Below are 12280 nucleotides of genomic sequence, written 5' to 3' on the forward strand. Positions count from 1 at the left end.
AGCCTCACTTATACATCTATGCCGCCGGAACGAGGCGGCTTTCGAGCAGATCCCCGGTCTCGCGAAGACGGGGATAGGCCATCGTCGTGACCAGTGAATTGAGCTCTTTCAGCGCACGCACGATCTCCAGATGCATGTCGCTGGATTGGATGCTGGCAGCAATTCCCTGCCTCAGCCGCTCAAGGTGGCTTTGACTGCTTTCCTGCACCAGCCGGCGCACGTGTTCCTTCTGGCGCACCATCTCGCGGGCAATCACCGGTTCGGGCGAGACCAGCAGATTGGCGGCAAGTTTCACGTTCGAAAACACTGCGTCATGCAGCGCCGTCAGTTCGTGCCAGCCGGCTTGCGAAAAGGCGCCCGCCCCTTCCAGCCGCTCCTCCGCCATGCGCAACAGGCTCTTCGACACCACGTCGCCGGCATATTCCAGATGAATGGCCGCCTCGGTGAGTTCGATGCCGCGCCGGGACTGCTCCTCCGTCAGCACACCTCTATTAACTGCGGCGATAAAGAGCTTGATCTCGCTATGTGCGCGATGGATGTCGCCGTCGATGCGGCGCAGCGCATCGACCGTCTCGGGCGTTGGCGACGCGATTACCCCCATGACCGGTTCGAGTAAACGCGTGATCAGGTTGCCCATATGGAGCACTTCGCGAGCGGCCGCCGCCAAAGCCTGCGCCGGCTTTTCGATCAGAGACCGGTCGAGCGCACTGACATGCGCTGCAAGACCGGCATCTTTTCCCCCAGCGTTGTCAGGCGTGAGAACGCGAACGATGCGCGCCATCAGACCACACGATATGAGACCCAGGAGCACCAGTGCAGCATTGAACAGCACGTGCAGATTGACGAGCTCGGCAGCGACCGTCGTGCCAGGCAGCCACGCAAAAGAGAGCTGCGCGGAAAACAGCGCAAAGACTGCGGCACTGAACAGCGCGCGAAAGACGAGATTGCCAAGCGGCAGCCGCCTGCCTTCCACCGGCAGGCCTCGGGTCAGCCACAGGGCGATCAGCCCACCACCAAGGTTGACGCCAAGGATCAGGGGAATGCCGACATCGAGCGGCAGCAGGCCCTTTGCGGCAAAGGTCAGGATCAAAAGGATGGCCGCGACGCTGGAATGCAGGCCCCAGGTGAAGACCGCAGCCACGATCATGACCGTGAGAGGGTCTTTGCTCAGCATGTCGATCGCTGCCGGCAGCAATGGGCTTTGACCAAGCGGAAGGGTCGCATGGCCGATCATCTGCAGCGACAGGAGCAACAGGCCGATCCCGAGAACCGCACGCCCGGCCTCGACCGGCTTGCGAGCGCACGCCTTGAGATGCAGGAGGCCGCCGGCGGCAATCAGCAATGGCGCCAGCCAGTGCAAATCAAAACTCAAGATCTTGACGACAAGGGCAGAGCCCAGGTCCGCGCCGAGAAGGACCGCCAGCCCGACTTCGAGGCTCAGAGCTCCGCTCACGGCAAAGCTGGCGGCGAGCATCGCAACCGCCGTCGAACTCTGCAGGGCAATTGCAATCAAACAGCCGTAGGCTGCCGCGCGGGGCCTGCCGCCAGCCCCTCCAACGGCACGGGTGACCACGTCGCCGCAGGCAGCTTCGACGCCCTTCTTGACGAGGCTGACGGCATAAAGCAGCAGGACTGTTGCGGCGGTAAGTTCAAGGGCGACAGCCGAAAGATTCATAGGCGCGCTCCGGAAAGGGTTAACTCCGGAAATTATCTTTTGCCCCTTTACATAAATCAAATCGTTCGTTCTGATGGTTCCATAGATAGAATTTATCTGTGGGGATGTTACCGTGCGCTATGTCCAGCTCCGTGCCTTTCACAATGTGGCCATCCACGGCGGCTTCTCGCGGGCAGCCGAGGCGCTCTTCCTGACGCAGCCCGCCGTCTCCGATCAGGTTCGCAAGTTGGAGGAGGAGTATGACGTCCTGCTCTTCAATCGAAACAAGAAGCAGGTGACGCTGACCCAGGCGGGCCAGCAGCTTCTCGAAGTCACCCGGCGCATGTTCGACGTCGAGCAACAGGCACTCGATCTTCTCTCGGAGTCGCGCGCATTAAGGGCTGGAAAGCTGCGGATCGTCGCGGATGCCGCACACCATCTGCTGCACATCCTGGCCGCCTTCCGGCGGGCCTACCCGACCGTGCAGGTTTCGATCGATGCGGGCAACACGGAAACCGTCATCACCAGCCTGCACGCCTATGAAGCGGATATCGGCGTTCTCGGCGAAGTCCCGCAGGCCGGCGACTTCGACGTTCTGAAGCTCAATTCGACGCCGATCGTCGCCTTCGCAAGCCGCGATTATCCTTTGGCGACATGTCAGAGCGCCACCTTCGCAGAGCTTGCAAAACATCCGCTCGTCATGCGCGAGCGAGGTTCCAAGACCCGCCAGAAGCTCGAGGCCATGGCCGCACAATGCGGCGTCACGCTGACGCCGCTGATCGAGGCCGAGGGCCGCGAGGCGGTTCGCGAGATCGTCGCTGCCGGCGGCGGCGTCGGTTTCGTCTCATCCGCCGAGTTCGGCCAGGACACGCGTCTCGTGCCGATCAAGATCGATGCCCCGGAAATGCTGATGGACGAAGCGCTCATCTGCCTGCGCGAACGCAGCAACGGGAAACTTGTCCATGCATTCTATGAAATAGCGCGCAAACTTACACAAAGTGCAGAAGACGTCACGGCAGGCGATGCCAAGCCGTCGGGCGCAGCAACTCGCGCCTGACCGGCGATAGACCGCAGTTTTAGGAGCAACGCCTTCGCAGCGGTTCACCACGCAATTGGAGGCATGCAGAAGACCCGCTCCAGCCTTGACGGCAAAAGTGTCGGAATGTGCTGGAGCCGAGATAGTGCGGGCCGAACAGCATCAACCGTCCGAATTCCTATCCGAAATCGGCCATGCCTGCCGAACGGCCACGCGCTCTTCTAGCAGTTATAAACGCCTGCGGCACAGCGCCGGGTCGTGCGCCGCGCGGCACCGGCCACACTGACCGGCGTCAACGGCCGGCCGACCACGGCAACGGCGTCAGAGGTAAAGGTGGGGATCGCGAGAACTGGCACATCCTTCGCCAGCTCGCCGATGCCAAACAGAACTGCCCAAACAAGGCAGATCATTGCTGCGCGCTTACGGAAGGTCATTTTTTATCTCCTACCTTGAAGTTCTCTGGCAATTCACCCAGGTTGTGCTGGAGGTCGTTCACATCGATCTTTTCGGCATTCGACGCATTCTTGAAGTCGAAATCACCCGGCGCAACGGCCGCCCCGGATTTCCAATCCCTGATCTGGATGCTGTATTCCGGCCCACCCTTCACCTGCCCGGAGGTTATGACCAGGCGGCAGGGATAGGGCTCTGCCCCGTGCGCGATCCAGATCTGGAAATCGACATCGTCTTTGCGGAAGGCGAGAGAATCGCACTCCACGCCATTGACGACGCCGCTTCCCAGATCCTTAGAATCATACACCCCTTGCATCAATTCGTCATATGCACCGGTCATCAACAGGTCGGCGGCCGGCAAAGGCAAGTTGTACTTGTCCTTCAGCTCGTCGATCAGATGATCGACTGTCCCGGGTATTTCGACCTGCGTGTATTTGTTGAGGTTCTTGCCCAGGAGTGTCAGCGTCTTTCCATCGAACAGCGCCTCGCTGTCGACAAAGCCGCCCGAACGGGTCGTGTGTACCTTGTCGGGCCGACTGAGGGTCACTGTCCCCGAGCTTGCCAGTCCGAGTTTCTGATCACTGTTGGTGACGACCTGGAAGGTGGAATCATAGCCGAACGACAGGGCATTCTGAGCCGCCAGGTAGTCGGTCATGGCCTTGAGCAGTTTCTTGGCTTCGGCCGAGTCGGTGACCCGGACGAGCTCGACGCGGCGGTTGAGAGCCCGGCCATCGGCCGTATCGTTGCTGGCAATCGGCTGGGCCTGTCCGACGCCTCCCGTCGTCAGCCTGGCGGCATCGATTCCGCGTTCGACGAGAGCCGCCTTGATGACCTCTGCACGCTCGGCGGAAAGGCGCAGGTTGGTCTCCTCATTACCGCTGGTATCGGTATGGCCGACAATTCTCAGGCCCCATTCAGGGAAGTTCTTGAGCGCCGCAGCGATGTCGTCAAGAAGTCCTTCCGCTCCAGGTCGCAATGTCGCTTCCGACATTGCGAAGCGCAGACCGTGAACGTCGTACTGTTCCCTGGTCTCTAGTGCCTGTTGCATCTCTTCCTTGCTGTATTGCTTGGAAGGCTCCTGCATGTTCTGGGCCAAGGTGGGGGCGGCCGCCAAAAGGGCGACCGTCACGAGCAGTCGTCTGATCAACCCGCGATGCCGCGATGTGATCCCGCCGGCTCTCTGTCCGATACCTTTGTGTTCCTTGTAGTCGAGCATCGTTGTGGATGTGCTTAGCATCGAATGACTCCTTCTCACTGACGTGTGAATTTGACTATCGCGCACTGCTTGCTGGTACGAACAACATCTACCTCTGACGGTAGATACCTCGTCGGACGTCTTGCGCCGCAGCGAGCCGAGGCCGTGACTCGCGCAGCGAGAGCGGTTCGCAGTAATTTGCGAACCGCTGTTGGAAAATCTGCCGGCATGCCGGAAGGGGAGTGTTACTTCCCTTTCAGCGCGTTGAACGTATCCACATAACCGCGCCCGACTGCACGGACCCCGCGGCCGATGTCGTCGTAGACATCGTCTGGAAGATTGGCGAAGGAGACTCGGACGCTCCAGTTCGGCGCATCGAAGCCGCCGCCATTGAGCAGCACGATCGAATGATCCTCCGCCAGCCGGTAGACCAGATCGAGCGGATGCACATTCGCTTTCAGCCAGGCCACCATCTCCTCGCCGACATATTTGCGCAGCCAGAACTCGAAATCGATCGTTCCATAGTAGCCGGCAAAGTTTGCATTCGGCTGCAGGTCGAGCGGCAGTCCCTCGAGCAGCATGTTCACCCGGTCGGTGCAGATCGCCATGCAGGCCTTCTGGTAAACCTTGTCCGTGTCCATCAGTTCGCTGATCGAGAACATGGTCATCATCACCTGTTGCGGTAACGAGAGCCCCGCGGTGTGATTGAGCGCGACGTCGCGGCTATCGGCAACGATGCGATCGATCATCTTGAGCTTGCGCGGTTCGAGCGTGATCGAGCGGTATCGATTGTCCAGCGCCTCCAGTTCCTTGGCCGGGAGCTTGGTCAAGAGATCGTCGAGAATGTTTTTCTCGTTGATGCCGATGACGCCGAGACGCCATCCCGTGCAGCCGAAATACTTCGAATAGGAATAGACGCAGATGGTGTTGTAGGGCAGCTCGCACATCAGCGAGCGGAAGTTCGGCACGAACGTCCCGTAGACGTCATCGGTCAGAAGGATGAGGTCCGGCCGCTTGGTATTGACCAGATCGACCAGCTTTTTCATCGTCTGCGGATCGATTGCCATCGACGTCGGATTGCCCGGATTGACGACGAAGAATGCCTTGATCTTCGGGTCCTCGAGCTTGCGGATCTCCTCGTCGGAATACTGGAAGCGGTGCTCCTGCGTCGCTCTGACATGGACGGCCTTGAACGCATAGTCCTCGAGTTCCGCAATCTCGATATAGGGGGTAAAAATCGGCGTGCCCATCGCGATCGTGTCGCCCTTCTTGAGGATGCGATTGGCGATCAGCGACTTGAAGATGTAGCACATCGCCGCCGTTCCCCCTTCAACGGCGTAGAGATCGAACTTGCCGATCGGCGCATTTGCGCCCATTGCCCACATCAGGTAGCGATGCGCGACTTGCTCGGCATGCACCAGCATCCGGTCCGGGACGGGATAGTTGTCGCCGATTATCGAGTCCGTCAGTTCGAAAACGAAGGCGTCGGCATCGAAACCGAACATCTTGACGCCGTGCTCGACCATCCTCGACAGGAAGTCGGCGCCCGGGTCCTCGGCATGTTTTGCCAGCCACGCGTCGAAGCGCGCCGCGATACCCTTCATCTGGGGCATGCCACCGAGGCCCGCCGCCGGGTTGTCCATGGTCCGCCGGCTTTCGGTCAGGGCGAACTGGCCGAAGAGGAAGAACCCCTCGCGCGGGGTCGTTGCGATCCAGTTTGGATTTCCACGGCCGGCATTGAGCAGAGCATTCGTCGATTTCTGTGCGCTGCGCTTGGCAAGCTTCATGAGGCCGTCCTTGATTTCGAACGGGCTCATCTTCTCGTATTCGCGATAGTCGATGTCTGCCATGAGTCATTCCTCCCTGTGAACTGCAAGGTCCGCCGAAGCGGCCAAGTCGAAACAATAGTGAACGAATGCACGATGATCGTGTGGCACGGCCGGCAGCACGCTGCCGACTGTTGCTTCAGAACTTTATTCTGGCGCCGCCCAGAACAGCGAAGCTATCCTGGAGGTCGGCGGTCTCTTGATCTAAGGAGTAGGTCCGGGCTCCAAGATAGAGTTCCGTCTGCAGATAGTCGAGATTCTGGACAATCTGTGCCCCGAAGGAATCGCTGTTGCTGCCCTTGCCCGCAATGTCCTTGCCGAAATAGGCGTCGACCGAAAACGCGGTTTTGCCGACGTCGAAAATATCAGTCTGATAGCCGACCTTCACGTAGCCATAGTGTCCATCGACGGTTTCCTTGTCGGAATAGGCCGCGGCAAGGGTGAGGCTGAGACCGGTATCGATATGCAAGACGGAAACGGACGCGTCGTAAATCGAGTTGCCGTCGCCTGGCCTCGAAAAGGCAACTGCGGCACCGACCTTGAAGGCATCATAGGTCTCATCGTATCGAACCGCCATGTCCCACACGGTAACGTCGGTTTCTTCGGGCACGACCTGTGTGCCGACCGAACTCGCAAAGCTGAATCCGCCATACGAAGGCGTGTCATATCGGGCGCGGAACTTGCGACCGAGACCATCATAGTTGGTGAACGCGTCCTTGACCTTGACCGTCGAAAGCGTCCCGTCATCGTTGCGGAAAAACGGTCCCCCGGCCATATCAGAAACAAGCGAATAGCCTACCACGCCCGTGCCGGACAGATCGACCTCGGCCGTCGAGTCCGACGCCATGCTGCCCTGGCCGAGCCAGAACTTGCCGTATTCCTTCGAGTCGAGGTAAATTTCCGCCTTGCGCAGCAGGTCAGTCCCCCAATCATAGTGGTCCTTGTTCAACTGGTTGACGTTGGTTGTCGAATAAGGGTTCCATTCCCATTCGAGATTGGCGCCGAACGACCAACCCTTTTCCATGAGGGTGTATGCGCGAAAGCCCGCCCGCGTGGACGAGTTGCCGTTGTCGACCGGAAAGTAGTTATCCGTTGCCCCGCCGTCATCGTAGACCAGCAGGCCCTTGTTGATCTGGCCGTAGAATTCAAAATAGGCATTGTCGTCGCCGACCCGCAGCTTGGGAATCCAGTGTTCCGGAGCCTTGCTGGCCTCCGTGGGCTGCACCGCCGGTTTTACCGCCTCCTGCGCCGACACAGGCTCTGCGGCCGCCAGTGCAGCGATGAGAAGTGCGGGCGGAACAATGTATAGTGTCTGTCGCATCAAAAGCACCTTTCAGATCATTGGCGATTCGCATCGTCGATTCGCATTCAGTATTCGTCTTTTTACTGTGAAAGTCTGTTGCGAATTCTAGCATGCAGCAGCGTCGCCGCTGATTGATTAAACCTGCCTATTTTCATCCCGCGACGATACCGACAATGACCGTTCCCCAAGTCGTGAGCAGGATATGGCCGATGGGGACCGCCGGCGTGTAGCCAAGGACGGCAACGGTGCTTCCCGACCTGTCCTGAACGGCCGCCATGCCGGCTGTCATGGTCTGCGCCCCTGCGAGCCCGCCCAGCAGCAATATCGGGTTCATGCCAAGCACGTAGCGCCCGAAGTACAGACCAACGATCAGCGGTATCATGGTAACGATCATACCGCCGAACAGAAGACCGATACCCGCTTCGGCGATGGCGGAGGCAAACACGGGTCCGGCATGAAGGCCGGTCATCGCGACAAAGGCGGCAAGACCAAGCGAGGTCATGAGCGACACGGCGGCATCCGGTATTCGGCCGAAGAGCGGGAAGCGCGTGCGCAGATGCCCCACCGTTAACCCAGCCAGGAGCGTGCCCACACTGGTGCTGAGCGAAATCCGCATGTCACCGATGGGAAAAGTGACGAGAACGCCGACAAGCCCACCAAGGAATATCGCAAAACCAAGGACCAGGAAGTCTGTCGCCGTCGTCGGCGCGACCACAACGCCAATGCGCTTGGCGGCGCTCGACACGACGGCTTCCGGCCCCACCAGGCGCAGGATATCACCACGCTCCACCGTAATCCCCGGCGCGATAGGAATATCCTGCCCCCCGCGCGTAATGGCGCGCAGGTAGAGGCTGCGTGTCCAGCTTTCCTTAGCGACATCCGCGATGCTTTTCCCCTTGAGATCAGGGCTTGTCAGCAGCACATCGGAAACCGATACCGGGACATCGAGCAGTTCACGGTCCTCGATCTCCTCGGCGCGCGGCCCAAGGACGCTGACCAGCGCCTCCCTCGTCCCGGATACAGCGACGATATCACCGGGGTTGATCACGACCTCCGGGGCCGCCTCGATGATTGCGCCCCTCCGACGCAGGCGCTGAATGAAGAGCCTGTGCTCTGGATACGTCGCCTCGGCGGCGGCTATTGACAGGCCAGCGACTGGCGCGGCGTCCACGATCTGGTAAGCGCGAATTTCGAACCTGTGCCAGGCGGAGGAGACACCGGCCACCTTGCGGGTAATTCCGTACTCCTTCTCCAGTTTCAGCGCCTCGGCAACGAGGTCGATGCCAAGCAGCCTGGGGCCGACGACACTGCAAAACAGAATGACGCCAACCGCGCCGAAGACGTAGCAAACAGCGTCAGCCACAGCGATATGCGCCACAAACCGCGCGCGATCCGCCTCGGGCAGCGGCAACGCATTGATCGCTTCGGTTGCCGTGCCCATAGCCGGGCTTTCGGTGAGGGAGCCGGACAGAAGCCCGGCTGCAAAGCCGGGATCGAGACCAAGGATTTTGGCGACCACGACAGACATGAGCAGCCCGGTCACACAGACGACGACCGCAAGGAGTACGGGCTTCATCCCGTCCCGCTTCAGGGCTTGCAGGAACTGCGGTCCGACCGAGTAGCCGATGCCGAAGAGGAACAAGAGAAAGAGCAGCGATTTCGCCATCCCGGCAATCGGCACATGGGCGAACTGCCCGATCAGGATGCCCGCAAACAGCGAGCCGGTAACGGGTCCGAGGCTGAAGCCACCGAACTTGAGACCGCCGATCAGATATCCAATGCTGATAGCAAGGAATACGGCAAGCTCGGGATATTTGATCAGGAATTGCTCGACCCAAACCATGTCCAGATTAGCTCCCCCCTCGCCCCGATCCGGGGCTACGACGCCTTCACTGCCGACCCCAAACGCTCATGCAAAAAGTTAAGCCATAAAAAAGCGACCACGACGCACCGGGTCGTAATCACCCAGCCAACCGCTGTAGCTGGCTGCCGCTCCGGTCGCCCGTGCGCGCTGGATCGCCACGAGAATGACCAAATCGAAACAATTGAGCGCCGATATATCCCGGCGCTACCGTGCTTTTGATTGACGCTTCGCCTTGGTGGCGACTGCGTCTGGCTTGACCAGCTTCAGTCCGCGCGCCTTCTCGTAGCCATGGATCTCCTTCACATCCAGTTTGCGCATGAAGTCGATCGTCTCCTGCGTCAGTACCTGACCCGGCACCATGATCGGAAATCCGGGCGGATAGGGAATGACGAAGTTGGCGGAGACCATTTCCGGCCCGTCCTTCAGGCGCCGATCGCATTCGGCACCGATGAGCGGCACATATTCGCACACAGACGCGTCATAGGCGTTGAAGAAGGCGGCTCGCATATCGCCCTCCGGCGTCGTTCGCCCTGCATCGCTGCGATACACTTCGTGGAAGTGGCTGAAATTGGGAAGGTCGGGCACATCGGTCATCAGCGACTTTACCCGTGCCGCGAAAGCCGCACGCTCGCCCTCCCCGCCGTCGGCCAGGCGCTTCTCGATGCCACGGCAGATCTCGACCAGAACACGGATTAGATGCGCAATATCGCTGCGGGTATTGTTGATGTTGGACTGTAGCAGCACACTGTTGCGCGACGTCTTGTTCAGCTGGATATCATATTCGTTCGCCAACAATCCCTTGAACTGCGTTCCATCAAAACCAGCCGTCCCGCACACCAGCGTCATGCGCGTGGGATCGAGGTAGAACTCGTCCTCGTTCATCGCCTTGACCGCTGTGGCCCAGGTCGAGCCGGGCGCCAGATAGTCCTTGAATCCTGATTGCCGGTACTCCGCCGGGATCATCTCATCGGCACCAAGAACACGGAAGTATTTCGAAATCAGCGGGTGCTCGTTGATCGCCCGGCGGATCTTGAGCGCGATCTCGATCGCGTTCATCACCAGTCCGTAACCGTCGAGTTCCATCTGCCTGCGTGCAATGTCGAGGCTGGCGATCAACTGCTGGTTCGGACTGGTCGAGGCATGGGTGAATACCGCCTCGTGGAACTGGGCCTCGACGTTGTGAAAATCGACATCCTTGACCAGCAACATTGAGCCCTGCCGGATCGCCGACATTGATTTGTGCGTCGAGTTGGTCTGGTAGACCCGAAGGCGGACAAGGCGCGGATCTGGGATCAGGCGAGCGGCGAGCAGTGCTTCATCGGAGGGATCCTTGCCGAGGTCGGCGCGCTGCTTTTCATAAGCGTCGACCGAGGCCGGATCGCGCAGCCAATCCTCGATATCGGCTGCCGCCCCCATGGCCGTGCGTGGACGCAGGAAGGGCGAAAACCGGGCAAACCCGGACCACGCCTCGTCCCAGAGGAAGATAAGGTCTGGCTTGATGGCTAGGCATTCCTCCATCACCCGCCTGACATTGTACATATGTCCGTCGAAAGTGCAGTTGGTGAGGTCAAGCAGCTTCAGCCGGTCGAGGCGCCCTTCCGCCCGCAAGGCCAGCAGCGCGCGCTTGATGGTGGCGAGCGGCACGGCGCCATACATCGAATACTCCGTCATCGGGAAAGCTTCGACGTAATAGGGCTGTGCGCCGGTCAGGACCATGCCGTAATGGTGCGACTTGTGGCAGTTGCGATCGACAACCGCGATGTCGCCGGGCGCCAGAAGCGCCTGCACCGCCATCTTGTTGGAGGTGGACGTGCCATTCGTCACGAAGAAGACGTGGTCAGCGCCGAAGGCGCGTGCGGCCAACTCCTGAGAGCGCTTGATCGTGCCGGTAGGCTCCAGGAGACTATCAAGGCCGCCTGTCGTCGCGCTACTTTCCGCCAGGAACAGGTTGAGCCCATAGAACTCGCCCATGTCGCGGATCCAGTCCGACTTGAAGACGGACTTGCCGCGGGCGATGGGCAGGGCATGAAATGTGCCGATAGGCCGCCGCGCATATTTCTTCAGATTGTCGAAGAAGGGCGTTTCGTAGCGCGCCTGCACGCCTTCAAGGATGGCGAGATGCATCTCCAGCGGTTCCTCGACCGCGTAGAACACACGCCGAACCGCATCTGCGGCCGGATCGCCGGCGATCTTTTCCACCTGACGGTCAGACAGCAGATAGACGTCGAGCTCCGGCCGGATCCGCTTCAACCCGCGCGCCAGACGCAGCGCCGACATGTCCGGTCCCTCGGCTTCTCCAAGCGGATCAAGCACGGAGCGGAGCACCGGCGCGTCGTGACGCGAGCGATAGGGAAAACCCTCGGCGAGCACGACGGCAATGATGGCCGGGTTCAATGCGGCCGCACAGAACGCATCCTCAAAGGATCCCACCAGAACAGGCTCGTAGATGAAGCCATCCTCGGGCCGGCGTAGCCTGCGGATCTCGGCTGCGAACGCCTCCCACCGCACGGCCGGCTGGCTGTTGACGAACAGAACTTCGAAGTATGGCCGGCGGCCGCCCGCTTCCCCGGTTCCGGGAGGCATGATATCGGGCACGTCTGTCACGGACATCTCGTCATGGACATCCCACTCGCTCGGGCGCCCGCGATAGGAATGGGAAAGAAGCCCGTTGGAGATGCGCCGCGCGAGTTTCGCCGCCCCGCCGGCATCGTTGGTGGCGATGCGCTCGGCCAGCGCCGAAAGCAATCGCCCACCCGGATAGGCGTGGTACTCCTCGGCCGGTGCCACTTCGGCGATCGCCGCCTCCAGCGCTGTCCGCTCACCCCGGTTAGCGGCCCAGGCATCGGCCAATGTCGTGATCTCGCGCCAATTATCGGCCCGTGCCGAATGGATGAGCAGAAACTGATCTACATGTGTGGTTTTGCTTGGCATAACGCGCTCCCAACTCTGTTC

Annotated in this window: 8 protein-coding genes; 1 reads left to right on the forward strand and 7 read right to left on the reverse strand. The window is 60.3% G+C overall.

Annotated features, from left to right (window positions below; genetic code table 11):
• Positions 1–16: 16 nt before the first annotated feature.
• Positions 17–1675: a Na/Pi cotransporter family protein gene (locus tag J3R84_RS34610; protein WP_057217080.1), complete on the reverse strand. Its 1659-nt coding sequence runs from the start codon at positions 1673–1675 to the stop codon at positions 17–19.
• Positions 1676–1787: 112 nt separating this feature from the next.
• Here J3R84_RS34610 and J3R84_RS34615 point away from each other — a divergent pair, with 112 nt between their 5' ends.
• A complete protein-coding gene (locus tag J3R84_RS34615; RefSeq protein ID WP_025430158.1) occupies positions 1788–2711 on the forward strand; it encodes a LysR substrate-binding domain-containing protein in 924 nt (307 codons plus the stop codon).
• A gap of 200 nt (positions 2712–2911) precedes the next feature.
• On the opposite strand, the gene J3R84_RS34620 is transcribed toward J3R84_RS34615, so the two are convergent.
• From J3R84_RS34620 to J3R84_RS34645, 6 genes are all read right to left on the reverse strand, one after another.
• The gene (locus J3R84_RS34620; protein ID WP_025430159.1) at positions 2912–3124 is read right to left on the reverse strand and encodes a hypothetical protein; all 213 of its coding nucleotides are present in this window, start codon (positions 3122–3124) and stop codon (positions 2912–2914) included.
• Positions 3121–4356 (reverse strand): DUF2092 domain-containing protein, encoded by a 1236-nt coding sequence (locus tag J3R84_RS34625; protein ID WP_225906223.1) that lies wholly within the window; start codon positions 4354–4356, stop codon positions 3121–3123. Before J3R84_RS34625 ends, J3R84_RS34620 begins: the two co-directional genes overlap by 4 nt.
• Positions 4357–4580: 224 nt before the next feature.
• Positions 4581–6185, reverse strand: a complete 1605-nt coding sequence (locus J3R84_RS34630) for a bifunctional aspartate transaminase/aspartate 4-decarboxylase (protein ID WP_025430161.1) — start codon at positions 6183–6185, stop codon at positions 4581–4583.
• Positions 6186–6300: 115 nt separating this feature from the next.
• Positions 6301–7482, reverse strand: coding sequence for a porin (locus J3R84_RS34635; RefSeq protein WP_025430162.1), 1182 nt, complete (start codon positions 7480–7482; stop codon positions 6301–6303).
• A gap of 133 nt (positions 7483–7615) precedes the next feature.
• Positions 7616–9307: an aspartate-alanine antiporter gene (gene aspT, locus J3R84_RS34640; RefSeq protein ID WP_025430163.1), complete on the reverse strand. Its 1692-nt coding sequence runs from the start codon at positions 9305–9307 to the stop codon at positions 7616–7618.
• A 225-nt stretch (positions 9308–9532) separates the two neighbouring features.
• Positions 9533–12259 carry an aminotransferase class I/II-fold pyridoxal phosphate-dependent enzyme gene (locus J3R84_RS34645; RefSeq protein WP_025430164.1) on the reverse strand — a complete coding sequence of 909 codons (2727 nt, stop codon included), beginning with the start codon at positions 12257–12259 and terminating at the stop codon, positions 9533–9535.
• Between the last annotated feature and the right edge of the window lie 21 nt (positions 12260–12280).

Source organism: Ensifer canadensis, assembly GCF_017488845.2.
Lineage (GTDB): Bacteria > Pseudomonadota > Alphaproteobacteria > Rhizobiales > Rhizobiaceae > Ensifer > Ensifer canadensis.

Excerpts from the sequence above, each read along its gene's own strand:
- J3R84_RS34610 (WP_057217080.1), bottom strand. The coding sequence starts at position 1,675 with ATGAATCTTTCGGCTGTCGCCCTTGAACTTACCGCCGCAACAGTCCTG.
- J3R84_RS34620 (WP_025430159.1), bottom strand. The coding sequence starts at position 3,124 with ATGACCTTCCGTAAGCGCGCAGCAATGATCTGCCTTGTTTGGGCAGTT.
- J3R84_RS34625 (WP_225906223.1), bottom strand. The coding sequence starts at position 4,356 with ATGCTCGACTACAAGGAACACAAAGGTATCGGACAGAGAGCCGGCGGG.
- J3R84_RS34630 (WP_025430161.1), bottom strand. The coding sequence starts at position 6,185 with ATGGCAGACATCGACTATCGCGAATACGAGAAGATGAGCCCGTTCGAA.
- J3R84_RS34635 (WP_025430162.1), bottom strand. The coding sequence starts at position 7,482 with ATGCGACAGACACTATACATTGTTCCGCCCGCACTTCTCATCGCTGCA.
- aspT (WP_025430163.1), bottom strand. The coding sequence starts at position 9,307 with ATGGTTTGGGTCGAGCAATTCCTGATCAAATATCCCGAGCTTGCCGTA.
- J3R84_RS34645 (WP_025430164.1), bottom strand. The coding sequence starts at position 12,259 with ATGCCAAGCAAAACCACACATGTAGATCAGTTTCTGCTCATCCATTCG.